This is a genomic window from Pedobacter sp. G11, from assembly GCF_003860265.1.
GTDB lineage: Bacteria > Bacteroidota > Bacteroidia > Sphingobacteriales > Sphingobacteriaceae > Pedobacter > Pedobacter agri.
Genome location: NZ_CP034190.1, coordinates 532756 through 556815, shown reverse-complemented (window position 1 = coordinate 556815; position 24060 = coordinate 532756). Strand labels below are relative to the sequence as shown.

Sequence of the window (24060 nt, the reverse complement as noted above, 5' to 3'; positions counted from 1 at the left end):
GCCTTTCAAAATATTGAGAGGCTTTTTTATTTAAAAAAAGTAGTCAGGTGCTGTCACATTTTACTTTTTATGGTGTCTTATATCTGAGTTGAGGGTAAAAACTCAATACCAAACAAACAAACAAAAATAAATTTCAGATATGAAAACCTATTTATTGATATTGCTGTGTGTTTTATCTACGAAAGTCTTCGCACAAGAGAGTGTTAAGCTCAGCGGTAAAATCATCGAAGAAAAAACAAACCAACCCATAGAATACGTTGGCGTTATTTTAATGAACAAAGCTGATACAACTAAAAAAGTTGGGGTAGTAAGCGATAAAACCGGACTATTCTTTTTCACCGGTTTAACAAACGGCGATTATGCCATCAGAATATCGGCAATGGGTTACGGCCTAATGCTTAAAAGTGTAAGCATCAAAGGGAAAAGCATTGATTTAGGAACCATAAAAATGAAAGAAGATGCCATTGCACTAAAGGATGTTTCTGTAGCCGGTCGATATGCATCTGCAACAATTAAAAAAGATACAGTAGAATTTAATGCCGACGCCTATAAGACACAACCCAATGCTGCAGTTGAAGATTTGTTAAAGAAACTACCTGGTGTAACCATTGATAAAGATGGCAGTATAATGGTTCAGGGGCAAAAGGTAACCCGCTTAACTGTAGATGGAAAAGATTTCTTTGGCACAGACCCGAAAACAGCTACCAAAAATCTTCCTGCCGAGGTGATCGCCAAAGTGCAGTTAATTGATAGTAAAACTTTAGAGGCTAAAGCAACGGGCATTGATGATGGACAACGGGAAAAGGTGCTCAACCTAACCATTAAAGAGGATAAGAAAAATGGCTGGTTTGGTAATGCCAATTTATCGGGAGGAACTACTGATCGCTATAGTGGTTATTTGAGTGCCAATCATTTTACCAAAAAGATGCAGTTTGCAGTTTTGGGTATGAGCAATAACGTAAGTAACGCCAGTTTTCAATATGAAGATTTAAACAGCTTTACCAGTGGAAATATCGGGAATCTTTTTGCCACTCCGGGTGGTGGCGGTTTCTCGATTAATGTAAATAATGGCCGTACAACCATTGGTGGTTCGGGCGTCTTCGATAACAGTGCCATGGGAGAAGTGACCACGAATAGTGGCGGGTTGAACTTTAGCAATAGCTGGGGAGCAAAAGATAAACTGACGTTGAGCAGCAGCTATTTTACTTATTTTAGCAAGGGTTTGGGTAACCGATTTTCAAATGTGCAGGATATCAATCAGGACGATGTGCTGAGAACCAATGAAATATCAAATCGAAATTCAGATAATCAGGCACACCGTTTTAATTTTAAGGTTGAATATCACCCAGATTCATTAACGGATCTTACTTTCCGATCGAACGCTATTCTGAACTATACAACCAATATCAATAACCGGAATTTTAATACAGCTTTTGATCTGACAGGAAAAATTAATGATGGTAATCAGTTGTTGGATCAGCGGAATTCCACCCCTTCATTTTTTGGAGAACTTTCTGCAACACACCGTTTAAAAAAAGGTTCAATCATTATTGGTTTAAACGGAACTCAAAATACATTTAATTCCAATTGGTTAAATCAATCGGTGATTAATAACTATAGTGGAGGTATTGTTGACATTACGGATTTAAATCAACAGGCAGAACAGCAGAATAAATCACAAAATTACAGTATCGCGGTGAATTACATTCGTCCTATTATTGATAAAAAGCTAAACAGCAATATTGCCTACATCCGGAATGAGGGTAAAGTAGCTGCTGAGCAATTAACCTTGAGCTATAATCCTTTAAACAATACTTATGATACAGTAGTTCCTGATTTTTCAAATACGCTTGAGAACCATACCTGGACACAAACCGCCAGACTCGGACTTGTTTATAACCGCACCGAATGGACTTATAATTTTGGGTTAGGTTTTCAGGAAACAGGCTTAGATGCTTCTACATTCAGCAGTGCGGGAATCAATACCAATAATATCGATAAAAAATATTATAACATTTTGCCTCGCTTAAATATTAGCTTCAGAAATAAAAACAAACATACGCTACAGCTTAACTATAATGCAAATGTGAATCTGCCATCGGTAAATGATTTGCAGCCAGTTCAAAATAACAGCAACCCACTTTACCAACGGGAAGGCAATCCTGATTTAGAAGCGAGAAAAAGCCATCGCATGTCAGTTAACTTTAATACTTTCAGTGCCGACAATAACAAATACTGGAACGGTTACTTTTTGGTTAACTATGCTTTGGATGATGTTGGGAATAGCATCAATTATATTGATGGTGTACAATTTGTAAAACCTGTGAATGTTGATGGGAACTATTATATCAATGCGGGAACATTTTTTGGGCAACCGACAAAATTAAAAGGAATGCGTATTGGCTATGGTCTTAACGTATCAATGTCGCATAATACCTCTTTCATCAATAGTGAAAAAAATACCACAAACAGATACAATTTTGGCCCAAATACGAACTTAAGTTATGATATCGATGATAAATTAAATGCTGGAATTTATCTTGGTGTACAATATAGTAAAGTAAATAACTCGCAACCAGGTGCGCTTGATAATAAATACTTTAATTTTTTTAATAGTGCAAGTCTAAGTTACGAGTTTATTAAAAACACCAGGATTAATGCAGAGTTAAATCATAATGGAGCAGCAGGCAGGGCCGATGGATTTAACAACAATGTTTTTTTGTTGAATGCAGGCCTGGAGCAATATTTTATGCAAAGGAGAATTACTTTGGCTTTGAAAGGATTTGATATTTTGAATCAGAATACTAATATTGATCGAACGGTAAATGGCAGTAGGATAGAGGATATCCGATTTAATACAATCACAAGGTATTTCTATGTTTCTTTAAATTATAAAATTACTAAAGTTGGCGCCAAGAGCGAAAGAAGTAATCCAAGAAGTACTGTTAATTAGGTGCAAAAAAAAATGCTCACGAACATTATCAAGTCTTCGGGCATTTTTTATTCTTTAATAAATTCTATCTTTAATTAAAAATTCACGCTCATATGAAAAAACATATTCTATTCATTTTTGCTGCTTTTTGCCTTTTTCTTTTTTCAAATTGTAAAAAGGGAAAGATTAATAAGTTAGATAGCATCAGCTATGGTACATCTTTTGGAATGTGCACAGGCTATTGTGCCCAAAGTATCGTAATCAGCGATTCGAAGCTTACTTTTTCAAAAACTAAAAACGGGTCCACGCCAGATACGAAAACATGTTCTAAAAGCATTTCTGCTACTGAAATTAATGAAATCAAAAATTTATTAGTAGCAAACCAACTTTCTAATTTACCTGAAAGGATTGGTTGCCCGGATTGTGCTGACGGCGGAGCGGAATGGGTTTCGGTAACGGCAGACGGAAAACAGTATAAAATAACCTATGAATATGGTAAAGCACCGAAAGAATTGGCAGGAGCAGTTGCCAAATTAAAGGTTCTTAAAGATAGCTTTAAGGATTGTAATTAATTTAATTATTTGGTTGGTGGAAACACCAACCGATAATTTATAACAAAAAGCTTTGGCTAGATCTTGAACAAATTCAACATGCTGATCTTTGTCCTAACTTGACAAATACCAACAACCAATGTTTTCGCTGCCACCTAAACCCGACCTAAGCGGAGGTGTTTGTCATGCTGAGCTTGTCGAAGCACAAAATCGTAGTACTAGCGTAGAAAATGTACCATTGAGTTTTTTTTTTAGAAAAACAATCAACGCTCTTACATCACTGAAACATGTTCAGGATGATGAAGGTAAATTCTGGATTATCTAAAATCCGCAACTCCCTATCCTTCAAGTTAAATGTTATCTTCTTAACCATAAAATTTTTTCTCCTAACCCCTTGATTTATAAAAAGAATTGTTCTACTTTTGCAGTCCGTTTTATGGGCTATCTGCGAGGATGCCGGGGGAGCGGTAAATTTTTAATAAAAAACATAAAAAAGCACAATGCCAACTATTCAACAATTAGTTAGAAAAGGTAGAGTAGCACTGGAGTTCAAGAGTAAGTCTCCAGCGTTGGACAGCTGTCCACAGCGAAGAGGTGTATGTACACGTGTGTACACCACTACCCCTAAAAAACCAAACTCAGCAATGCGTAAAGTAGCCCGCGTTCGTTTAACGAACGGTAAAGAGGTGAATGCTTACATTCCTGGAGAAGGTCACAACTTACAAGAGCACTCAATCGTTTTGATTCGTGGTGGTCGTGTTAAAGATTTACCAGGTGTACGTTACCACATTATCCGTGGTGCATTAGATACATCAGGCGTTGCTGGTCGTAACCAACGTCGTTCGAAATATGGTACTAAACGTCCTAAACCAGGTCAAGCTGCTGCTGCACCTGCTAAAGGAAAGAAAAAATAATCGGGAGGAAATAAGAAATGAGAAAGTCAAAACCAAAAAAGAGAATTATTCTTCCTGATCCAAAATTTAATGATGTTCAGGTAACTCGTTTTGTGAACAATATGATGTACGATGGAAAAAAATCTATCGCTTACTCTATTTTCTATGATGCTGTTGAAATTGCTGAGAAAAAAGCAGGTGAAAACGGTTTAGAAATTTTCAAACGTGCTTTAACTAACATTATGCCAGCTGTAGAGGTTAAGTCTCGTCGTGTTGGTGGTGCTAACTTCCAGGTTCCAACTGAGGTTAGACCAGAACGTAAAACAGCTTTAGGTATGAAATGGTTAATTTTATACGCTCGTAAACGTGGTGAAAAAACCATGAAAGAGAAATTAGCTGGTGAAATGGTAGCTGCTGCTAAAGGTGAAGGTGCTGCTGTTAAGAAGAAAGAAGATACGCACAAAATGGCTGAGGCTAACAAAGCGTTCTCTCACTTCAGATTCTAAATATTAAAATGATTGAATGATTGGATTTTGAATGAGCGAGTGGTTTTATATCATTCTCCTATTCTCTAATTCAATCATTCGCTAATTATAAACAATGGCAAGAGATTTAAAATTTACAAGAAATATCGGAATCGCAGCTCACATTGATGCAGGTAAAACTACAACAACTGAGCGTATCCTTTATTATGCTGGTGTGAGTCACAAAATTGGTGAGGTGCACGAAGGTGCTGCAACAATGGACTGGATGGCACAAGAGCAAGAGCGTGGTATTACCATTACTTCTGCTGCTACAACTGTTGGTTGGAAGTATAGAAACCAGAATTATCACATTAACATTATCGATACACCAGGACACGTAGATTTTACCGTTGAGGTAAACCGTTCGTTACGTGTATTAGATGGTTTAGTGTTTTTATTTTCTGCTGTTGATGGTGTAGAGCCTCAATCAGAAACTAACTGGCGTTTGGCTAACAACTATAATGTTGCCCGTATCGGTTTCGTTAATAAAATGGACCGTTCTGGAGCTGACTTCTTGAAAGTTGTTAAGCAGGTTAAAGATATGTTAGGTTCTAACGCAGTTCCATTGCAGTTACCTATCGGTTCTGAAGATAACTTTAAAGGTGTGGTTGACTTAATCAACAACCGTGGTATTGTTTGGAATGAGCATGATAAAGGTATGACCTTTACTGAAGTGCCAATTCCTGATGATATGTTAGACGAAGTTGCGGAGTGGAGAGAGAAATTATTAGAATCAGTAGCTGATTATGATGAGACATTGATGGAGAAATTCTTCGATGATCCAAACTCAATCACTGAGCGTGAAATTTTAGATGCTTTACGTGCTGCGGTACTAGATGCTAAAATTGTTCCTATGGTTTGTGGTTCATCTTTCAAAAACAAAGGTGTACAAACCATGCTTGATTATGTAATGGAATTATTGCCTTCTCCTTTAGATTCTGAAGGTGTTGTTGGTACTAACCCAAATACAGATCAGGAAGTTTTATTAAAACCATCAGAAAGCGAACCATTTGCAGCATTAGCATTTAAAATTGCAACTGACCCATTCGTAGGTCGTTTATGTTTCATCCGTGTTTATTCAGGTAACTTAGAAGCTGGTTCATACGTTTACAATACTCGTTCGAACAACAAAGAGCGTATTTCTCGTATCTTTCAAATGCATGCTAACAAGCAAAACCCAATTCCTAACGTAGGTGCTGGTGATATTGCTGCGGTAGTAGGCTTTAAAGATATCAAAACTGGTGATACACTTTGTGATGAGAAAAATCCAATCGTTCTTGAATCGATGGTATTCCCTGAGCCAGTTATCGGTTTAGCTATTGAGCCTAAAACTCAGGCTGACGTTGATAAATTAGGTATGGGCTTATCTAAATTAGCTGAAGAAGATCCTACATTCAGAGTACAAACAGATCAGGAAACTGGTCAAACTGTTATCTCAGGTATGGGTGAGCTTCACTTAGATATCTTGATCGATCGTTTAAAACGTGAGTTTAAAGTAGAAGTTAACCAAGGTGCGCCACAAGTAGCTTACAAAGAGGCAATCTTCGGTTCTACGCAACACCGCGAAACATACAAAAAACAATCAGGTGGTCGTGGTAAATTCGCGGATATCCAGGTTGTAATTTCGCCAATCGATTCTGATTTCGAAAAAGGTGGTTTACAATTCGTAAACGAAATTACAGGTGGTTCAATTCCACGTGAATTTATCCCTTCAGTAGAGAAAGGTTTTGCTTCGGCAATGGCTAACGGTGTGTTAGCAGGTTATCCGCTTCCTGATATGAAAGTACGTTTGATTGATGGTTCATTCCACGCAGTCGATTCAGATGCTTTATCATTCGAGCTTGCTGCCCGTATGGCATATCGTGAGGCTTTACCTAAATGTAAGCCAACTTTGATGGAGCCAATCATGAAAATCGAGATCTTAACCCCTGAAGAAAACATGGGTGATGTGATCGGTGATATGAACCGTCGTCGTGGTCAGTTATTAGGTATGGATACTCGTAACGGATCTCAGGTAATTAAAGCAACTGTGCCTCTTTCTGAAATGTTTGGTTATGTAACGCAGTTACGTACAATCACTTCAGGTCGTGCAACTTCAACGATGGAATTTGACCACTATGAAGCAGCACCTAAGAACGTACAAGATGAAGTAATTGCTAAATCTAAAGGTAGAATTAAGTCTGAAGACTAGTTAGTCGCAAGTACTTAGTATCAAGTATCAAGACAGGTTTTCAGTCTTGATACTCGATACTTTTGTCTTGATACTAAAAATGATAAATCCGATTTCTGTTGTTAATAGCTCTAACAGGAAATCATAATTAAAAATAAGATGAGCCAAAGAATCAGAATTAAATTAAAATCTTACGATTACAACTTAGTAGATAAATCTGCTGAGAAAATCGTAAAAACTGTTAAGCCTACGGGTGCAGTTGTAAGTGGACCGATTCCACTTCCTACAGAGAAAAAAATCTTTACTGTATTACGTTCTCCACACGTAAACAAAAAAGCTAGAGAGCAGTTCCAATTATGCGCTTACAAACGTTTATTGGATATTTATAGCTCTAACTCTAAAACAGTTGATGCTTTAATGAAACTTGAATTACCTAGTGGTGTTGAAGTTGAAATCAAAGTTTAATTGATTTTAAATCGTATTGAAAAGGTCTTGATGCAAATCAAGGCCTTTTTTGTTTAACCTGTTTTGAAACAAAAGTGGCTTCGGAGGGTTTAATCAATATGAAAAAGCCCATCAAAAATGAAGCAAATTTACCCGTTGAAGGTCAGGATTTTGCTGATCCTAAAGAAGAGTTAAATGAAAAACCTTCATCACACGGTGAAGTGGGAAATCAGAAAGGCAGCGATTTTTCTGAACTGGAAGAAAGCCGAATGGAGCATCCGCCAAAACACAGAGATGAAAATGGGTCTAGTAAAGATGATCTTGACAGTTCCACAGATATTAATCAAAGTAAAGGAGTGAAGTAAAAACTAGTCGATTATTCCGTTTCTAACCACAAAGTTGATTAATGATGCGGTATTTTTTTTGCCAGTTTTGTCTAGCAAATTTTGTCGGTTTCCCTCAATAGTACGTTTACTGGTAAACAGCTTATCCGCAATTTCACTATTGGTGTAACCTTCGGCAATTAATGTTAAGATTTCGAGTTCTCGTTTTGAAAGCTGGATGTTTGCCTTCAGGTTTTTTGAGTTTAACGTAAACCGGCCTTGTAGGTGATTAAGTAATTTCATCCCAATTGCAGTACAAAGGTGCCTGTAGCCAGCGGCTAATTGTTCTATGGCGAAAACTACTTCTGCAATGTTAACATTCTTTAATAAGTAGCCATGAGCGCCAGCGGTAAACGATGAAATAATAAATTCTTCCTGATCAGCAGTAGTGAGGATAAGGATTTTTATGTTTGGAAAGTTTAGTTTCAATAACTCTGTGAGTTCTATCCCGTCCATTTCTGGCATAGCGATATCGGTCAAAATAACATCTGGTGCTATTCCACTTTGTAAAAGTCTAAGTACTTCTAAGCCATTTGCAGCCTGGGCAACAATTTCTATGTTTTCTTGTTTTTCAAGTAACGAAATTACACCATTTCGTACAATTGCATGGTTGTCAGCGATTAATACTTTTATCGGGATTTTCAAATTTTCAATTATTAAACTATTGCATCAAAATCAAATATCGAAATAAATAAATTGTAGAAAATATGTGTTAATACTCAAAATAGGCGTATTAATACTCTTTTTGATTACGCCTTTGAATGGGAGTTATTTCGAAGCGTAATTGATGAAACAACGGCTAAATAAAGTGGGGGGCGGAAATTTTTAAATGGTCAATCCATCATTTGCTAAACGCTGTTCTTCAATAATGATGCCGTGAAAAATCATGGCTTTATTATGCTTCCTTTACCCATATTGAATGCTAAAAAAAATTAAAATCTTTAAACCTTCTTTCGATACAAACTGTTATTAAAAAAGGTATTTATTAAATTAATAGCGATGAATAAGGAAGCCAATAAAAACGAAGAAAGTCAGCAAGGGAAAAAGAATGATCAGAATATTGAGTGGGATAATGGTGAAGTTACGTATGGACATAGCATCGCACATTCAGAATTCAGACGAAAAAATGCACCAAGCGAAGAACATATTGCCAAGGCAGAAGAAGGTAGTGATGATCACACTATTTCTGAACTAAAAAATGAAAATCTGAGCCAGGGAGAAGATATTGGAAATAGAAACAACGCTGAAGAAAAGGGTGTAGGTGGTAAAGATTTATAAATAGGGATTGCGTAAAGGAATCCCTATTTATCTGTAATGAATTTTCCGGTAGATGGAAAAATTTCAAAACTCAACAACAGTTGAAATACTATAAGAACTGGTTCAGTTCTGATAATTAGTTTAGCCAATGAAGGTAAAGTTTGCGCTGCGAATCTTGATCAGGCTGCAAAATTGATAACTTCTGAGCTAAATGCAAATGAATTTTTCAGATAGCTATTGATATATATCAAAATCACGTGTCTTAATAAACATTCTGCCCTGTCAGTAAAGTTGTGTGGTTTGTTGATAGTCTAATTTTACTTTTTCTTTATAATCTTTCATTTTATCAAACAAGTCGTTCAGATGATCACTGAAATCATTTATTATAGATTTATCATCAAGCGATCTTTTCTTTGTGAGGTATTGTAAGCCATAAACTGTAATGGCTCCTACAATCGCATATTTTAATATACCCATAGTCTTACATTCTTTAAATCCCACTATTTAAAACGTCATCTTCATTTCTTTGCTTAATTGGCTGTTCAAAGTCTTTAGAGGAACTACCTGTGCCGCTTTCTGCACTTTCAACGGTATGATTTTTATCCTTGCTGTTGTAAGCATCGTCACTCAATGAGTCTTTACCTTGTGTACCCGTATTATCCAGGCCATCTTTCGCAACAATATTTTGCTCATTGAAGCCATGCGCATTCTTCTCAGCAACGGTCTCCTGTCCAAAACTGGTTACTACATTTCCATCATTGCCTTTCTCATATTCTTTTTGAATGTCCGATTTGCTATCATCATTTCCTTCTCCTACGTAACCTTCAGTATGTTCTTTCTTGTTATAAATACTTGTTTTCATAATTAAGATTTTAATAAAAACAGATCAGGTAAGAAATGGTTTGACCTCATTTTCTCGATTTATTAAAGATGATTTTTTCCTTTTGATTAACTTGCGCCAAATTTTTAATATTTCAATAAATGGAGTGGAAACATTTGCTTTCAAATAAACGATTTGGTCAGGAAAGCTGGACAGGCGATCGGGATAAGGCTCGTTCTGATTTTCAGAGAGATTACGACAGATTAATTTTTTCTTCGCCTTTCAGACGCCTTCAAAATAAAACACAAGTGTTTCCACTGCCTGGAAGCGTTTTCGTTCATAATCGTTTAACGCATAGTTTGGAAGTTGCAAGTGTTGCCCGTTCAATGGCCAACATTTTTTTAAATAATGTTGAGGATAAAAACCCTGATTTGATCAAAAGTGTTCCGCTAATCAGCGAGGTTGGTAATATTGTTGCGGCAGCCTCATTGGCACATGATTTGGGAAATCCAGCTTTCGGGCATTCAGGAGAGGCGGCTATTTCAAGATATTTTACCGATGGTGATGGCCGGGTTTACAAGGATGAAATGAATGACTCGCAGTGGCATGATTTGATAAATTTTGAAGGAAACGCCAACGCGATCAGGATTCTCACACATCCGCTAAAAGGTAAAGGAAATGATGCCTACGCACTTACTTATTCTACATTGGCCTCCATAGCCAAGTATCCATGTGCTTCCATTGCCGGAAAACAAAAGGGACTTCTTCACCGTAAGAAATATGGATTTTTTCAATCAGAAGAAGAAACGTTTAAGAAAATTGCAAATGAACTTCATCTGGAGAGAGAAGAAAATGAATATCTGATCTATAAACGCCATCCACTGGTATATTTGGTAGAGGCTGCTGATGATATCTGTTACAGCATCATTGATCTGGAAGATGCACATCGTTTAAAAATTCTTTCATACGAAGAAGTGAAAAATTATCTTTTACCTTTTGCCAATTCAAATACCATAGAAAAGCGGCTTCAGAACGACTATGAAGATGATGATGCAAAAATCGGCTTGTTAAGGGCGAAAGCGATTAACACATTAACCAATATTTGTGCAGATATTTTTTACCGCGAGCAAGAAAGTCTTTTAAATGGAAATTTAAACAGCAGTCTTACTGATTTAATTCCTGAGCCATATCTCACGGCCTGGAAAGCAATAGAAAAGGTTTCTATCGAACGCATTTACAATTTTTCATCGGTTATCCAAAAAGAAGTTGCCGGCTACAAAATCATGGCTGGATTACTAGAAGAATTTGTTCCTGCGTTAATTAACAACAATACGCACTATTACAAAAAGCTGGTCAAGCTAATTCCAAAACAATACCATACTGATTTAACTGATATTTATTCCAGGACACAAAGTGTGTTAGATTTTGTTTCTGGTATGACTGATCTTTACGCCGTTGATTTGTATCGAAATATTAAAGGGATATCTTTTCCTTCAGAAACGTAGGGCTAATTCAAATGTATTCTTAATCATACGCAAATATGATTTGTCAATACAGATCAATTGGGCTATTTGAGCTTAAATAGGCTATTGATGTAAAAAACTATATACAAGCACTTTTGTAAATACTTGATTATCAAATTTTTACAAAAAAGTGAGTATTATAAAAAAGTCATTTGTGTAAATCGATTACCAAGGGATATACTAATTATTAGATTTGAGAGTTGAGGCATGCTTAACTTGCAAATGTCTTACTGATTAGATCATGTCCCTATTTATGAAAAAAACTTTACTTACTGCTTTGCTGGGCTTTTGCCTGGCATTTGCTGTAAGAGCACAAGCTCCACAGCAATTTAACTATCAAGGTGCAGCCCGGAATTCTAATGGTAGTCCGCTGGCTAATAAAAATATCTCTTTAAGAATAAGCATCCTTGATGCTTCTATTACTGGAACGACGCAATATTCAGAAGTGAGAAGCGTAACCACATCTGCTAATGGATTGTATGCGATAAGTATCGGCAGTACAGGAGCAAACTCAAGTACAGGATCCATCTCAGCTGTAACCTGGGGTTCAGGTTTAAAATTTGTTAAAGTTGAGATCGATCCCGACAATGGTTCGAACTTTAGTTTGGCCGGAACCGCACAATTGCTTAGTGTGCCTTATGCATTATATGCTGCAAATGGTCCAACAGGTCCTGCCGGGGCACAGGGCCCCGCCGGACCAGCGGGAGCAGTAGGGGTTCAAGGTATCCCAGGTGTTAAGGGTGATAAAGGGGATAAGGGAGACACTGGGCCAGCTGGGCCATCTACCGGTGCAGCAGGTGGTGATTTAAGCGGAAGCTATCCAAATCCTACCATTGCAAATTTTCAGGGCAAAACGCTATCGGCTTCGTCACCACAAAATAATCAGGTTTTGCTTTTTGATGGAACTGCCTGGAAACCTGTAACATTGGATGTTAACCAGCTTGCTGGCGCAAAAGCAATTACTTCTACCGACTTAAGTATTAGCACCAATGGTTCAACCGCTGTTTTGAAGGATGTAGTTATTGATATTAACGCTGGTGCAGTAACCACAGTTAAGCTCGCAGACGGAGCCATCACCACGCCGAAAATTGCTGATGGAGCAATAACCTCGATAAAAATTGGAAACAAGGAAGTAAAAAATATCAACATTGCAGATGCAGCCGTAAACACCCTGCAACTAGCAGATGGTTCAGTTACTACTCCAAAATTGGCAGATGCTGCTGTAACTTCACTTAAGATCGGGAATAAGGAAGTGAAAAATACAAACATTGATGATTTAGCAGTAAATACATTGCAACTGGCCGATGGCTCGGTGACTACGCCCAAATTAGCTGATGCATCAGTAACCATTGCTAAATTAACAACTGCCGGGGTGAGTGATGCAAATAAAGTTTACGCAACTAATGCGATAACCGGCAAGCCGGAGTTGATCAGTTTTACGGCACTTACCAACGCAAATGCCTGGTCATTAAAAGGTAATTCTGGTAATGTAGATCAAAGCAGCAACTTTCTGGGAAACACAGATGACATTGCCATTAATTTTCTAATCAATGGGCAAAAATCCGGTCGTTTAGGAACATCTTCCGATACCAATATTTCATACGGATATAAAACTTTAACAACGAATATCACGGGGTTTTTTAATAGTGCTTTTGGTAAGGAAGCGCTTTCTGTCAATATTTCAGGTTACGAAAACAGTGCATTTGGGCATTTAGTGATGCAGCGAAGCTTCAGCGGCATTCATAACAGCGGTTTTGGTTCTCAGGCCCTATCGTCCAACACTGTGGGTTCAAACAACACGGCTATCGGTACACATGGCTTAATGGCGAACAGCACTGGTATCGCCAATACGGCAGTTGGAAGTTTAGCATTGGAAGCAAACAATGGAAATAGCAATACAGCACTTGGTTTTTCTGCAGGCAATAAAAATAACGGAAGTGGGAATATTTTTCTTGGAAACAATGCTGGAAGTGTGCTAACCAATGTTAGCAACACGTTAGTTGTTGCCAACTCCAGTACAATTTATCCGCTGCTATCTGGAAGTTTATCGACTGACGGAGGTGCTTTAACCATTAATAATTCATCAGCAGGTACTTCTACCGCTTATGCGCCAAGTGGCTCTAGCACTTTGAATGTTAACGGTTCGGTTTCCGCAAGCATTCTTACCCATACATCGGCAACAGCACTCACTTTAGATGCTTCACATTATACTGTACGGATTAAAAATGTTGGTCTGGCGCTTAACGTCAATTTACCAGCGGCAGCAACTTGTAAGGGGAGAATTTATGTAATCGTTAAAGCGGCATCATCGGGGAATATCACTTTTAATAATGCCATTTTATTGAATGATGATACAACTACCACAACGATGATTGGAGCCAAAACCTACACCCTTCAGAGTGATGGTGCAACATGGATCTCTTTAAATTAAGCATATGAAAAATACCTTTTACCTGATATTATTCTTGTGCCTGCTTTTTTTTAAGAAAGATGTTGTTGCACAAGATTTACCGTTTACCCTAAACACTGCGGGTGCTTATGGGAAAATCAATAACCAATTGTATGACTTTAGTATTGGTGAAATGGTTTTGGTGCAAACCTTTCAGGCCAACAGCACCACGCTAACCCAAGGGTTTTTACAACCGTTGCTACTGATGCAGGCAATTGCCGATATCGCAGTTGTGAATAATATTCTTACGCCAAATGGCGATGGGAAAAACGATTTCTTCTTTATCAAAGGATTAGAAAAATATCCGGCTAACAAGCTAACTATTTTCGATCGGGGAGGACGAACCATCTTTTCAACTTTTAATTACCAAAATGATTGGGATGGCTACCTCAACGGCCGGCCGCTGATGGAAGATACTTATTATTATATTCTCGATTTAGGCGTGGATGGAACTATTAAAGGATTTATATCAATTCTATATAAAAAATAACAATGAGAAAGATGAGATTTTGCTTATGTGGCTTGTTGTTATTTTCCTTTACAGTGGCCTTTAGTCAGTTAAACCCAATGGGGAGTATTTATTATCAAAACCAATTTTTAGCAAATCCTGCAATGGCTGGTGTAGATGACGGCGTAACATTAAACGGAGCTTTCAAAACCCAATGGGTTGGGGTAGATGGTGCACCCAAAATACAATATTTAACCGCAGATTATGGTCTGAAGAATAATAAAGTAGGCTTAGGCGCATTGCTTTACAGTGAAACTGCAGGTGCAATTAGCCGGTTTAGAGCAACGGTGAGTTACGCTTATCACATTCCTATAAATAACGCCACCAATTTTATTGATTTTGGCCTGTCAGCAGGTATCATGAATGAATACGTGAATATGGGAAAGGTAAAAGGTGATTTAACTGATGAGGTACTAAATAGTTTCAATGAACGGCAGCTTTATCTCGATGGTGATTTTGGCATTGCCTACAGGATGGACAAACTGACCTTACAAGCAACTTTGCCAAATTTAAAAAGGTTTTTCAAACGAGATATACTAAGGAACGTTGTCGATAGATCTATATATTTTATCGCAGCGGGGTATAAATTTACCACTGATAAAGTGGTAAACAGCATCGAGCCTAAATTAGTTTATCGAGGCGTTCAAAACTATGATGGCATTTTCGATGCTGGTGTAAATCTTCAGTTTTTAGAAAATAAACTAATGTTAAATGGCATTTACCATAGCACCAATAGTTTTACTGGAGGTTTCGGTGCCAATTACAAAAACCAATTCGCCCTTCTATTTCAATACACTACCAATACTGCTCAAATGAAAAATTTTAGCAACGGTGAATTTGAAATTGGGTTAAAGTACAGTTTCAAAAACCCATAACAATAAAAAAGCCATCTCTCATCGAAATGGCTTTCCTGTTATTTTATCTGCCTCGGGCATCATCCCACTTATTTCTTTCGTCTTGAAGTTCCCTGGCCAGTTTCATTTCTTTATCTTTTGCCTTTACTTTGTGTGCCTGAAACTCATCAGCAACTTCCTGATAGAGCTGTGTTCGATAAGTAGCTTCTTTCCTGTATTTACCAGATTGAAAAATAACGATTGCCAATCCAGCCGCTAACACAATAATAATTACCCAAACGATTGTATTATATGTTCCTTTATTAAAGGATATGCCTAAAAACTTAATTTCATTTACCGATGCTGTTGCATCAGCTAAAGAACTTTCTTTACCAGTAACTTCGCCCTTTAAGATAGAGATATTTTGTGCTTGGGCTTTAATTTCTTGCCTGGCCTCCTGAAGCTGTTTGCGCTCTTTTCTCAACGTATCATTCACACTTTTCCACAAACCTGTCAGCCTCGATGGATTAATCAGCTTTGCACCGTATAGGCTTTTTGATTTTTTTAACATAAACTGATATTGTCCATTTAAAGATGGATCAGTATTTTTTGTGGTGTCTGGTAAAACCTGGCCAAACGCCACATTTAAAAATAGCATAGCGCCTAAAAACATTAGGGTGTGTTTAATTTTCTGCATAGTTTAAATATAGGTGTTAGAATGTAAAACTACATTTTTATCTATTTCTTATTCAATATATTTTAACTAATTATTGAATGCTAATAGATAAAAACATGTTTTATGAACTTGTTAAATAACAAAATTATCTAAGTTTTATTATGATTTAATTCATGATAGATTACATTTGTTTCATGCAAATAGGAATTATCGGTTTAGGCGATATGGGCAGATTATATGCACTATCGTTCATAAATGCAGGTTATAAAGTATGTGGGGCGGATATGCCATTACGTTTTTCAGATTTAAAAAATGAGCTGGAACCGAAAGGAATTGAGGTGTTGGTTGATGGGCATGAGGTTGCCCGGAAATCAGACTTCATACTCTACTGTGTTGAAGCCGAGAAAATTGATGAAGTGGTGGCCACATTTGCACGGTCAACAAAATTTGGTGCCATCGTATCCGGACAAACTTCTGTGAAGCATCCGGAAATTGCCGCTTTTGAGAAACACCTGCCAGCCGATACTCAAATTGTAACCTGCCACTCTTTACATGGGCCGGCTTTTAGTCCTGAAGGGCAAACATTGGTTGTTGTTCGCCACCGTGCTACAGATGAGGTATATGCCAAAGCACTGGAGATTTACAAGTCGTTAAAATCGAATATCATCGAGATGGATGATTACCGGGAGCACGACCGCATTGTAGCCGATACGCAGGCTGTAACACACATGGGTTTTGAAAGCATGGGCTCGGCATGGAAAAATGCCGGTTTCTTCCCCTGGGATAATCCTGCCTATGCCGGCGGAATCGATAATGTAAAGATTTTAACAACCTTGAGGATTTTTAGTTATAAATCTCACATCTATGCGGGTTTAGCAATCTTAAACCCTTACGCACAAAAGCAGGTAAAATATTATGCTCAGGCTGAATCAGAACTTTATAAGTTGATGATTTGCGAAAGTGAGATAGAATTTAGGGAGAAAATTTATGCAGCCCGCGACTTTGTATTTCATGAAAGCAGGACGCTCTTGCTTTTGGATGATAACATTATGAAAGAGTTCAGCCTATCAGATGCTGAACATAAACAAAAACCAAATTCTCATTTAAGTTTATTGAGCATGGTTTATGCCTGGTATAAAATGGGCGTTAACCCTTACGATAATTTGATTTGCCAAACGCCACCTTTTAAATTAAGATTGGGCATTGCCGAGTATCTGTTTAAAAATGACGAGATGCTGGAGGAATCAATTCATACAGCGCTTTATGATAAATCGATACGCGGCGATGATTTGGAATTTCATACTGCCGTTCATGAATGGGCCTCAATTATAGGATATGGAGATTTGAAAGGCTATAAAGAACATTTTGAAGCCGCTAAATCTTTCTTTGCTAACCGCTTAAATGATGGCAGGGATCTGAGTGCCGAGATGATCAGAAGATTGGGTAAGTAGCATAGTAGGGAAGATGTAAAATGGATGAAGTTTACAAGAGTTTAAAATGGAAAGCCGATAAGTGATAGATTTGAAAGCACTCATAATCCTTATCGTAAGAAAAGTTTTATATTTTTTGGCTTGTTGATGATAAATGAATTTTCGAAGAAAGTTCATCAAAGAGCGAATTGCTTTTGTAAGCAGTATGTTGAAGGTTGTGATATAAACCCTACATGTTTTCAATCAGGCGATTCCCTAAAATTCAATGATACCGTTGCCAGACCATTTTACATCATCCATATAATATATAGACTTTATTTTATTCGCCAAATCCTTCGTTTAGCCAAAATGTGTGCCTTATATTTGCCCGCATGTCGGTATTGCTTTTTACCATTATCGTTTTATTGGGTGCTTTTTTAGCAGGTTTACTAGGTTCGCTAACTGGTTTAGGTGGCGGCGTAATTATTATTCCGCTATTAACACTGGCACTTGGTGTCGATATTCATTATGCCATTGGCGCATCCATTGTTTCTGTAATTGCTACATCGTCTGGCTCAGCAGCAGCATATGTAAAAGAAGGCATCACCAACATTCGAATTGGTATGTTTCTGGAAATCGCTACAACAGTTGGTGCCATCTGTGGTGCAATTGTAGCGGTATATCTCAATGCAAATTATATTGCGATCATCTTTGGTTGTATCCTGATCTTCTCTGCGATCATGACTTTGAAGAAAAAAGTTGACCATACCACTTTAGACGATACAGATAAATGGGCGAAATTTTTTAAATTAAACAGTAGTTATCCTGATAAAGGTGTGGATCATCCCTATGCGGTGAAAAATGTTCCGGGTGGCTTTGTGATGATGCTTTTTGCAGGAACACTTTCTGGTCTGTTAGGGATTGGAAGCGGGGCGCTGAAAGTTATTGCCATGGATAATATCATGCGTTTGCCATTTAAGGTATCAACAACTACCAGCAATTTCATGATGGGGGTTACGGCGGCAGCTAGTGCGGTGGTCTATCTGCACCGCGGACAAATTGATCCGGGAATTGCCATGCCTGTTTGTATTGGCGTTTTAACGGGAGCCTCTGTTGGTGCAAAGGTTTTATTGCGCACCAAAACCGATAAGTTAAAAATTGTATTTGCCGTAGTGGTTACTTTTTTGGCATTGCAAATGATTTATAAAGGAATAAGCGGATTGTAATGAGTACAGCAAAAAAACAAAATATTAATGATAAGGATATTCAGGTTGTTTTGGGTACTCTTTTACGTGCGGGTGTAATTATTTCGATGAGTATTGTTTTAATCGGCGGTGTTGTTTTTCTTATTCACAACAATGGCGTTATTACAGATTACAAGGTTTTCAAGCCTGAGCTTTCCAAGTTCTCATCTATTGCGGCAATTTTTAAAGGGCTGTCTACCTTTCATGGCGATGCCATTGTTCAGTTCGGCATCCTGATGCTTATATTTACCCCAATTGCAAGGATTATATTTGCAATTTTTAGCTTTTTCCTGGAGCGGGATTACCTTTATGTATTGATTGGTTTTATCATCTTAGCGATCATAACCATCAGTTTAAATGGAGGATTGGCACATTAATCCGGTAATTAATCTTAAACTCCATCATATCAGCAATTTATTTGAAAAAATATTTTGCTAACTATTTGAAAATTAATAATTCTTATCTATCTTTGCCGTCCCTTTCGGGGGATTGTACAACCACCTTGAACGAAGCCCTACTGCTTCGATGGGTGTTAAAAAGAAAAGATAAAATGTCAGGAATTATTGGAAAAAAAGTAGGAATGACCAGTATCTTTGATGCCGAAGGAAGAAACATTCCTTGTACGGTAATCGAGGCTGGGCCTTGTGTAGTTACACAAGTAAAGACCGAAGAAGTAGATGGTTATTCATCAATCCAGTTGGGTTACGATGAGAAAAAAGAGAAAAACACAACTCAACCATTGAAAGGCCATTTCGCGAAAGCAAACACAACTCCGAAACGCAAACTTGTTGAATTCGATTCGTTTACTACTTCACTTAGCTTAGGTGATGTTGTAACCGTTGATGCATTCGCAGAAGGCGATTTTGTTGATGTTGTAGGTACCTCAAAAGGTAAAGGTTTTCAAGGTGTTGTAAAACGCCACGGATTTGCCGGTGTTGGTATGCAGACTCACGGTCAGCATAACCGTTTACGTGCCCCAGGTTCATTGGGAGCATCATCATTTCCTTCACGTGTATTCAAAGGAATGCGCATGGCAGGAAGAACAGGTGGAGACAGAGTAAAAATTCAAAACTTACAAGTTTTGAAAGTTTATGCTGAGCAAAACTTATTAGTAGTTAGTGGTTCCATTCCAGGAGCTAAAGGTTCTTACGTAATCTTAGACAAGTAATCAGATGGAAGTTAAAGTATTAAACATTTCAGGTAAAGAAACAGGTGCCAAGGTGCAACTTCCTGAATCGGTATTTGGTATCGAGCCTAACGACCACGCGATTTATTTAGATGTAAAACAGTATTTGGCTAACCAACGTCAAGGTACTCATAAATCTAAACAACGTAATGAGATTGCTGGTTCAACTCGTAAACTATACAAACAAAAAGGTACAGGTGGTGCCCGTGCTGGTAGCATTAAATCTCCGTTATTTAACGGTGGTGGTCGTGTTTTCGGTCCTCAGCCACGTGATTATAGCTTTAAATTGAACAAGAAATTAAAATCATTAGCACGTAAATCTGCTTTAGCTTATAAAGCAAAAGATAACAGCGTGGTAGTTTTAGAAGATTTCAACTTCGATACAGCTAAAACTAAAAACTATACAAGTTTATTGGCTGCGTTAAACGTAGGTACTCAAAAAACTTTATTGGTTTTACCTGCACAAAATAATAATATCTATTTATCAAGCAGAAACGTTCAGAAAACTAAAGTAATCTCGGCAGCAGATTTAAATACTTATGATGTATTAAACGCTGGTGTACTTGTGTTAACTGCAGATTCTGTTAAAACTTTGGAGGAGGCATTTGCCAAGTAATATGGAAATTTTAAAAAAACCAATATTAACCGAAAAAGCTTCAGCTTTAACTGAGAAATCTAACCGTTTCACATTCGCTGTTAGCCACAAGGCTAACAAAATCCAGATCAAAGCTGCTATTGAGAAATTGTACGGTGTAACCATCGTTGCAGTTAACACAATGGTTGTTGATGGAAAAGCGAAGTCTCGTTACACTAAAGCAGGTTTTGTTTCTGGCCGTAGCCCGAAATTCAAAAAAGCAATCGTAACGTTAAAAGACGGCGAAACAATAGATTATTACGCAACTCTTTAATTTAATAATTAATTATAACTATGGGCTTAAGAAAATTTAAACCAGTTACTCCAGGTACCCGCTTCAGAGTTGGTGCTAGTTTTACGGAGATTACAGCAACCAAGCCCGAAAAATCATTGGTTGTATCATCAAAAAAGTCTGGTGGACGTAATAACACAGGTAAAATGACTATGCGCTACATGGGTGGTGGTCATAAAAAATCATATCGTTTAATCGATTTCAAACGCGATAAATTCGATATTCCTGCAACAGTAGCTACTGTTGAATACGATCCAAACCGTACTGCCCGCATCGCATTATTACATTATGCAGATGGCGAGAAGCGTTATATCATTGCTCCGGAAGGTTTGCAAGTAGGTTCGGTAATATTATCCGGCGATACTGCAGCACCAGAAGTAGGTAACACTTTAAAATTATCGAACATTCCATTAGGTTCTATCATCCACAACGTGGAGATTCACCCTGGAAAAGGAGCACAATTGGCTCGTAGTGCAGGTGCTTACGCACAATTAGCTGCCCGCGATGGTAAATATGCTACTTTGAAAATGCCTTCAGGCGAAACCCGTTTAATCTTGACTACTTGTCTTGCTACTATCGGTGCAGTATCTAACTCAGATCACGCAAACGAAGTATTAGGTAAAGCTGGTCGTAAACGTTGGTTGGGCCGTCGTCCGAGAACTAGACCGGTAGCGATGAACCCAGTAGATCACCCAATGGGTGGTGGTGAAGGTAGATCATCAGGTGGTCACCCACGTTCAAGAAATGGCGTTTTAGCTAAAGGCTTTAAAACCAGAGAACTTAAAAAATATTCTAATCGTTACATCATAGAGAGAAGGAAGAAATAATGGCTCGTTCGATAAAAAAAGGACCTTATATTGACCATAACGTAGAGAAAAAAGTAAACTCTATGAATGATTCAGGCAAAAAGTCTGTAATCAAAACTTGGTCTCGCAGATCAATGATATCACCAGATTTCGTGAATCATACATTTGCTGTGCACAACGGAAATAAATTTATCCCTGTGTACGTTACAGAAAACATGGTTGGTCACAAGTTGGGAGAATTTGCTCCAACCAGAACATTCAGAGGACACGCTGAAAAGAAAAAATAATTAGACAATGGAAGCAATAGCAAAATTAAACAATTGTCCAACCTCACCGCGTAAGATGCGTTTGGTTGTAGATCTTATCAGAGGTGAACGTGTAGAAAAAGCATTAAGTGTTTTAAAGTTTACCAATAAAGAAGCAGCAATAAGAGTTGAGAAATTATTATTATCTGCAATTAACAACTGGGAAGCTAAAAATGGCAAAACTTCTGATGGAAGCGAGTTATTTGTTAAAACAATTATGGTAGATGGTGGCCGTCAACTTAAACGTTTACGTCCGGCACCTCAAGGTCGTGGATATAGAATTCGCAAGCGTTCAAACCACGTTACACTGATTGTAGATAGTAAAAACACAGAAACAACTCAAAACTAATTTTAGGAAATGGGACAAAAAGCAAATCCAATAGGTAACAGGTTAGGTATCATCAAAGGATGGGATTCTAACTGGTTCGGTGGCAACAACTACTCCGATAAATTAGTTGAAGATGAGAAAATAAGAAAATACCTTTCTGCTCGTATCGCTAAAGGTGGTGTTGCTAAAGTTGTTATTGAGCGTACGTTAAAACGTATCACAGTAACGATCCACACAGCTCGCCCAGGTATTGTAATCGGTAAAGCAGGTGCTGAGGTTGATAAAATCAAAGAAGAATTAAAGAAATTAACTAAAAAGGAAATTCAAATTAACATCTTCGAAATTAAACGCCCAGAACTTGATGCACAATTAGTTGCAGAAGGTGTTGCAAAACAATTAGAAGCAAGGATCTCATTCCGTAGAGCAATGAAATCTTCTATCGCATCAACCATGCGTATGGGTGCTGAAGGTATTAAAATCATGACTTCTGGTCGTTTAGGTGGTGCTGAGATGGCACGTACTGAGCAGTACAAAGAAGGAAGAGTGCCTTTGCATACATTCCGTGCTGATATCGACTATGCTTTAGCTGAAGCTTTAACCACTTATGGTAAAATCGGCGTTAAAGTATGGATCTGTAAAGGTGAGGTTTATGGAAAACGTGATTTGTCTCCAAACATTGGTTCAACAAACAACGGTCCAAAAGGCGCATCAGATAAACCAGCATTCGGTGGAAGAGATAACCGTGGCGGAAACGATAGACGTGGTGGTAACGACAGACGTGGTGGAAACCAAGGTGGTGGTCGTGGCCCAGGTCAAGGTGGCCCAGGTGCAAATAGAGGTGGTGGCGCAGGCGCTAACAGAGGTCCTCGTAAATAATTGATTTATTAACATCGTTTAACGATTAGAACAAAATAAAATGTTACAGCCAAAAAGAACGAAGTTCAGGAAGATGCAAAAAGGCAGAATGAAGGGTTTAGCTTCTCGTGGAGCTGAATTAGCATTCGGATCTTTCGGTATCAAATCTTTAGAAGCAACTTGGATTACAAGTCGCCAGATAGAGGCTGCCCGTATCGCCGTAACACGTTTCATGAAACGTGAAGGTCAAGTATGGATCAGAATTTTCCCGGACAAACCAGTAACTAAAAAACCTGCTGAGGTACGTATGGGTAAAGGTAAAGGTGCTCCTGAATATTGGGTAGCAGTTGTAAGACCTGGACGTGTAATTTTCGAAGCTGAAGGTGTGCCTTTAGAAGTAGCTAAAGAAGCATTGCGTTTAGCAGCTCAGAAATTACCAATCCAAACCAAGTTCGTAGTACGTAGAGATTACGTAGAAGCATAGTAAAGTGTTGAGGTGAATGTTGTAAATACTTGTTTATTATAACCGCTACACTCAACGTAAAAGAAAAAGAAAAATGAAAAATTCAGAAATCACAGGGCTTTCAAAAGAAGAATTAGTAGCTAAGATTGCGGAAGAAAAAGAGAACTTATCAAAATTAAAGTTCGCACACACTATTTCAGCTATCGAAAATCCTTCGCGTATTGCAAAAGTAAGGAAAGACATAGCCCGTTTAAACACTGCGTTGACTCAAGTAAAAAACACTGAGTCAGCTACTGAAACTAAATAATTTGAGAGTCGACATGGAAAGACAATTAAGAAAAACAAGAACGGGGTTAGTGGTAAGCAACAAGATGGATAAATCTGTTGTAGTGAGCGTGGAACGTAAAGTGAAACACCCGATTTATGGTAAGTTCGTTAAGAAAACTACCAAATTTATGGCTCACGACGAGAAAAACGAATGCGGTATCGGTGATACAGTATTAATCATGGAAACTCGTCCATTGAGTAAGAACAAGAACTGGAGATTGGTACAAATTTTAGAAAGAGCTAAATAA

At 37.9% G+C, this 24060-nt stretch carries 29 protein-coding genes; 25 read left to right on the top strand and 4 right to left on the bottom strand.

All coding sequences use genetic code 11. From position 1 onward, the window contains the following. Positions 1–139: 139 nt before the first annotated feature. From EA772_RS02460 to EA772_RS02430, 7 genes are all read left to right on the top strand, one after another. On the top strand, positions 140–2953 hold the full coding sequence (locus EA772_RS02460) for an outer membrane beta-barrel protein (protein WP_124911054.1): 2814 nt from the start codon (positions 140–142) through the stop codon (positions 2951–2953). Between the two features lie 92 nt (positions 2954–3045). Next, positions 3046–3504 (top strand): hypothetical protein, encoded by a 459-nt coding sequence (locus EA772_RS02455; protein WP_124911053.1) that lies wholly within the window; start codon positions 3046–3048, stop codon positions 3502–3504. 479 nt (positions 3505–3983) lie between these two features. Further along, positions 3984–4397, top strand: coding sequence for a 30S ribosomal protein S12 (gene rpsL / locus EA772_RS02450; RefSeq protein ID WP_010599925.1), 414 nt, complete (start codon positions 3984–3986; stop codon positions 4395–4397). 17 nt (positions 4398–4414) lie between these two features. Further along, a complete protein-coding gene (gene rpsG / locus EA772_RS02445; RefSeq protein ID WP_010599924.1) occupies positions 4415–4882 on the top strand; it encodes a 30S ribosomal protein S7 in 468 nt (155 codons plus the stop codon). A gap of 94 nt (positions 4883–4976) precedes the next feature. Next, entirely contained in the window at positions 4977–7091 is a 2115-nt protein-coding gene (gene fusA, locus EA772_RS02440; protein WP_010599923.1) for an elongation factor G, read from the top strand. Positions 7092–7229: 138 nt separating this feature from the next. Next, a complete protein-coding gene (rpsJ, locus tag EA772_RS02435) occupies positions 7230–7535 on the top strand; it encodes a 30S ribosomal protein S10 (protein WP_008244591.1) in 306 nt (101 codons plus the stop codon). 98 nt (positions 7536–7633) lie between these two features. Continuing rightward, positions 7634–7879 carry a hypothetical protein gene (locus EA772_RS02430; RefSeq protein ID WP_124911052.1) on the top strand — a complete coding sequence of 82 codons (246 nt, stop codon included), beginning with the start codon at positions 7634–7636 and terminating at the stop codon, positions 7877–7879. Between the two features lie 3 nt (positions 7880–7882). On the opposite strand, the gene EA772_RS02425 is transcribed toward EA772_RS02430, so the two are convergent. Continuing rightward, a complete protein-coding gene (locus EA772_RS02425; RefSeq protein ID WP_010599921.1) occupies positions 7883–8542 on the bottom strand; it encodes a response regulator transcription factor in 660 nt (219 codons plus the stop codon). A gap of 354 nt (positions 8543–8896) precedes the next feature. Here EA772_RS02425 and EA772_RS02420 point away from each other — a divergent pair, with 354 nt between their 5' ends. Beyond that, positions 8897–9175 (top strand): hypothetical protein, encoded by a 279-nt coding sequence (locus EA772_RS02420; protein ID WP_116169295.1) that lies wholly within the window; start codon positions 8897–8899, stop codon positions 9173–9175. A 261-nt stretch (positions 9176–9436) separates the two neighbouring features. Here EA772_RS02420 and EA772_RS02415 read toward each other — a convergent pair whose 3' ends face one another. Both EA772_RS02415 and EA772_RS02410 read right to left on the bottom strand, forming a co-directional pair. Further along, positions 9437–9631, bottom strand: a complete 195-nt coding sequence (locus EA772_RS02415; protein ID WP_124911051.1) for a YtxH domain-containing protein — start codon at positions 9629–9631, stop codon at positions 9437–9439. 13 nt (positions 9632–9644) lie between these two features. After that, entirely contained in the window at positions 9645–10016 is a 372-nt protein-coding gene (locus EA772_RS02410; RefSeq protein WP_124911050.1) for a hypothetical protein, read from the bottom strand. A 119-nt stretch (positions 10017–10135) separates the two neighbouring features. Here EA772_RS02410 and EA772_RS02405 point away from each other — a divergent pair, with 119 nt between their 5' ends. From EA772_RS02405 to EA772_RS02390, 4 genes are all read left to right on the top strand, one after another. Continuing rightward, positions 10136–11479, top strand: coding sequence for a deoxyguanosinetriphosphate triphosphohydrolase (locus EA772_RS02405; RefSeq protein ID WP_124911049.1), 1344 nt, complete (start codon positions 10136–10138; stop codon positions 11477–11479). 271 nt (positions 11480–11750) lie between these two features. Beyond that, positions 11751–13928, top strand: coding sequence for a collagen-like protein (locus EA772_RS02400; protein ID WP_124911048.1), 2178 nt, complete (start codon positions 11751–11753; stop codon positions 13926–13928). 4 nt (positions 13929–13932) lie between these two features. Beyond that, on the top strand, positions 13933–14436 hold the full coding sequence (locus EA772_RS02395; protein WP_124911047.1) for a gliding motility-associated C-terminal domain-containing protein: 504 nt from the start codon (positions 13933–13935) through the stop codon (positions 14434–14436). A 2-nt stretch (positions 14437–14438) separates the two neighbouring features. Continuing rightward, positions 14439–15329: a type IX secretion system membrane protein PorP/SprF gene (locus tag EA772_RS02390; protein ID WP_246834024.1), complete on the top strand. Its 891-nt coding sequence runs from the start codon at positions 14439–14441 to the stop codon at positions 15327–15329. Positions 15330–15372: 43 nt separating this feature from the next. Here EA772_RS02390 and EA772_RS02385 read toward each other — a convergent pair whose 3' ends face one another. After that, a complete protein-coding gene (locus EA772_RS02385; RefSeq protein ID WP_124911046.1) occupies positions 15373–15984 on the bottom strand; it encodes a hypothetical protein in 612 nt (203 codons plus the stop codon). A gap of 173 nt (positions 15985–16157) precedes the next feature. Between EA772_RS02385 and EA772_RS02380 the strand changes: the two genes are divergently transcribed. The 13 genes from EA772_RS02380 to rpsQ all read left to right on the top strand — a co-directional run bounded on the left by EA772_RS02380 (position 16158) and on the right by rpsQ (position 24060). Next, the gene (locus EA772_RS02380; protein ID WP_124911045.1) at positions 16158–17414 is read left to right on the top strand and encodes a prephenate dehydrogenase; all 1257 of its coding nucleotides are present in this window, start codon (positions 16158–16160) and stop codon (positions 17412–17414) included. Between the two features lie 350 nt (positions 17415–17764). Beyond that, the gene (locus EA772_RS02375; RefSeq protein ID WP_124911044.1) at positions 17765–18598 is read left to right on the top strand and encodes a sulfite exporter TauE/SafE family protein; all 834 of its coding nucleotides are present in this window, start codon (positions 17765–17767) and stop codon (positions 18596–18598) included. Next, complete coding sequence (locus EA772_RS02370) at positions 18598–18993, top strand: DUF1634 domain-containing protein (protein WP_010599911.1); 396 nt, start codon at positions 18598–18600, stop codon at positions 18991–18993. The genes EA772_RS02375 and EA772_RS02370 overlap by 1 nt, the downstream gene beginning before the upstream one ends. Positions 18994–19166: 173 nt before the next feature. Next, positions 19167–19784 carry a 50S ribosomal protein L3 gene (gene rplC / locus EA772_RS02365; RefSeq protein ID WP_010599910.1) on the top strand — a complete coding sequence of 206 codons (618 nt, stop codon included), beginning with the start codon at positions 19167–19169 and terminating at the stop codon, positions 19782–19784. A gap of 4 nt (positions 19785–19788) precedes the next feature. Next, positions 19789–20418 carry a 50S ribosomal protein L4 gene (rplD, locus tag EA772_RS02360; protein ID WP_010599909.1) on the top strand — a complete coding sequence of 210 codons (630 nt, stop codon included), beginning with the start codon at positions 19789–19791 and terminating at the stop codon, positions 20416–20418. Between the two features lies 1 nt (position 20419). Then, positions 20420–20710 (top strand): 50S ribosomal protein L23, encoded by a 291-nt coding sequence (gene rplW, locus EA772_RS02355; protein WP_010599908.1) that lies wholly within the window; start codon positions 20420–20422, stop codon positions 20708–20710. Between the two features lie 20 nt (positions 20711–20730). Continuing rightward, positions 20731–21555, top strand: a complete 825-nt coding sequence (gene rplB, locus EA772_RS02350; protein ID WP_010599907.1) for a 50S ribosomal protein L2 — start codon at positions 20731–20733, stop codon at positions 21553–21555. Further along, on the top strand, positions 21555–21821 hold the full coding sequence (gene rpsS / locus EA772_RS02345) for a 30S ribosomal protein S19 (RefSeq protein WP_010599906.1): 267 nt from the start codon (positions 21555–21557) through the stop codon (positions 21819–21821). The genes rplB and rpsS overlap by 1 nt, the downstream gene beginning before the upstream one ends. A gap of 7 nt (positions 21822–21828) precedes the next feature. Then, positions 21829–22188, top strand: a complete 360-nt coding sequence (rplV, locus tag EA772_RS02340) for a 50S ribosomal protein L22 (RefSeq protein ID WP_010599905.1) — start codon at positions 21829–21831, stop codon at positions 22186–22188. Between the two features lie 9 nt (positions 22189–22197). After that, positions 22198–23043: a 30S ribosomal protein S3 gene (gene rpsC, locus EA772_RS02335; RefSeq protein WP_010599904.1), complete on the top strand. Its 846-nt coding sequence runs from the start codon at positions 22198–22200 to the stop codon at positions 23041–23043. Between the two features lie 40 nt (positions 23044–23083). Beyond that, positions 23084–23506, top strand: coding sequence for a 50S ribosomal protein L16 (gene rplP, locus EA772_RS02330; protein ID WP_010599903.1), 423 nt, complete (start codon positions 23084–23086; stop codon positions 23504–23506). A 73-nt stretch (positions 23507–23579) separates the two neighbouring features. Continuing rightward, positions 23580–23792 carry a 50S ribosomal protein L29 gene (rpmC, locus tag EA772_RS02325; protein ID WP_010599902.1) on the top strand — a complete coding sequence of 71 codons (213 nt, stop codon included), beginning with the start codon at positions 23580–23582 and terminating at the stop codon, positions 23790–23792. 13 nt (positions 23793–23805) lie between these two features. Beyond that, positions 23806–24060 carry a 30S ribosomal protein S17 gene (rpsQ, locus tag EA772_RS02320; protein ID WP_010599901.1) on the top strand — a complete coding sequence of 85 codons (255 nt, stop codon included), beginning with the start codon at positions 23806–23808 and terminating at the stop codon, positions 24058–24060.

Bases quoted from the DNA above. Each gene is read 5' to 3' on its own strand.
- EA772_RS02460 (WP_124911054.1), top strand. From the start codon at position 140: ATGAAAACCTATTTATTGATATTGCTGTGTGTTTTATCTACGAAAGTC.
- EA772_RS02455 (WP_124911053.1), top strand. From the start codon at position 3,046: ATGAAAAAACATATTCTATTCATTTTTGCTGCTTTTTGCCTTTTTCTT.
- rpsL (WP_010599925.1), top strand. From the start codon at position 3,984: ATGCCAACTATTCAACAATTAGTTAGAAAAGGTAGAGTAGCACTGGAG.
- rpsG (WP_010599924.1), top strand. From the start codon at position 4,415: ATGAGAAAGTCAAAACCAAAAAAGAGAATTATTCTTCCTGATCCAAAA.
- fusA (WP_010599923.1), top strand. From the start codon at position 4,977: ATGGCAAGAGATTTAAAATTTACAAGAAATATCGGAATCGCAGCTCAC.
- rpsJ (WP_008244591.1), top strand. From the start codon at position 7,230: ATGAGCCAAAGAATCAGAATTAAATTAAAATCTTACGATTACAACTTA.
- EA772_RS02430 (WP_124911052.1), top strand. From the start codon at position 7,634: ATGAAAAAGCCCATCAAAAATGAAGCAAATTTACCCGTTGAAGGTCAG.
- EA772_RS02420 (WP_116169295.1), top strand. From the start codon at position 8,897: ATGAATAAGGAAGCCAATAAAAACGAAGAAAGTCAGCAAGGGAAAAAG.
- EA772_RS02415 (WP_124911051.1), bottom strand. From the start codon at position 9,631: ATGGGTATATTAAAATATGCGATTGTAGGAGCCATTACAGTTTATGGC.
- EA772_RS02410 (WP_124911050.1), bottom strand. From the start codon at position 10,016: ATGAAAACAAGTATTTATAACAAGAAAGAACATACTGAAGGTTACGTA.
- EA772_RS02405 (WP_124911049.1), top strand. From the start codon at position 10,136: ATGGAGTGGAAACATTTGCTTTCAAATAAACGATTTGGTCAGGAAAGC.
- EA772_RS02400 (WP_124911048.1), top strand. From the start codon at position 11,751: ATGAAAAAAACTTTACTTACTGCTTTGCTGGGCTTTTGCCTGGCATTT.
- EA772_RS02395 (WP_124911047.1), top strand. From the start codon at position 13,933: ATGAAAAATACCTTTTACCTGATATTATTCTTGTGCCTGCTTTTTTTT.
- EA772_RS02390 (WP_246834024.1), top strand. From the start codon at position 14,439: ATGAGAAAGATGAGATTTTGCTTATGTGGCTTGTTGTTATTTTCCTTT.
- EA772_RS02385 (WP_124911046.1), bottom strand. From the start codon at position 15,984: ATGCAGAAAATTAAACACACCCTAATGTTTTTAGGCGCTATGCTATTT.
- EA772_RS02380 (WP_124911045.1), top strand. From the start codon at position 16,158: ATGCAAATAGGAATTATCGGTTTAGGCGATATGGGCAGATTATATGCA.
- EA772_RS02375 (WP_124911044.1), top strand. From the start codon at position 17,765: ATGTCGGTATTGCTTTTTACCATTATCGTTTTATTGGGTGCTTTTTTA.
- EA772_RS02370 (WP_010599911.1), top strand. From the start codon at position 18,598: ATGAGTACAGCAAAAAAACAAAATATTAATGATAAGGATATTCAGGTT.
- rplC (WP_010599910.1), top strand. From the start codon at position 19,167: ATGTCAGGAATTATTGGAAAAAAAGTAGGAATGACCAGTATCTTTGAT.
- rplD (WP_010599909.1), top strand. From the start codon at position 19,789: ATGGAAGTTAAAGTATTAAACATTTCAGGTAAAGAAACAGGTGCCAAG.
- rplW (WP_010599908.1), top strand. From the start codon at position 20,420: ATGGAAATTTTAAAAAAACCAATATTAACCGAAAAAGCTTCAGCTTTA.
- rplB (WP_010599907.1), top strand. From the start codon at position 20,731: ATGGGCTTAAGAAAATTTAAACCAGTTACTCCAGGTACCCGCTTCAGA.
- rpsS (WP_010599906.1), top strand. From the start codon at position 21,555: ATGGCTCGTTCGATAAAAAAAGGACCTTATATTGACCATAACGTAGAG.
- rplV (WP_010599905.1), top strand. From the start codon at position 21,829: ATGGAAGCAATAGCAAAATTAAACAATTGTCCAACCTCACCGCGTAAG.
- rpsC (WP_010599904.1), top strand. From the start codon at position 22,198: ATGGGACAAAAAGCAAATCCAATAGGTAACAGGTTAGGTATCATCAAA.
- rplP (WP_010599903.1), top strand. From the start codon at position 23,084: ATGTTACAGCCAAAAAGAACGAAGTTCAGGAAGATGCAAAAAGGCAGA.
- rpmC (WP_010599902.1), top strand. From the start codon at position 23,580: ATGAAAAATTCAGAAATCACAGGGCTTTCAAAAGAAGAATTAGTAGCT.
- rpsQ (WP_010599901.1), top strand. From the start codon at position 23,806: ATGGAAAGACAATTAAGAAAAACAAGAACGGGGTTAGTGGTAAGCAAC.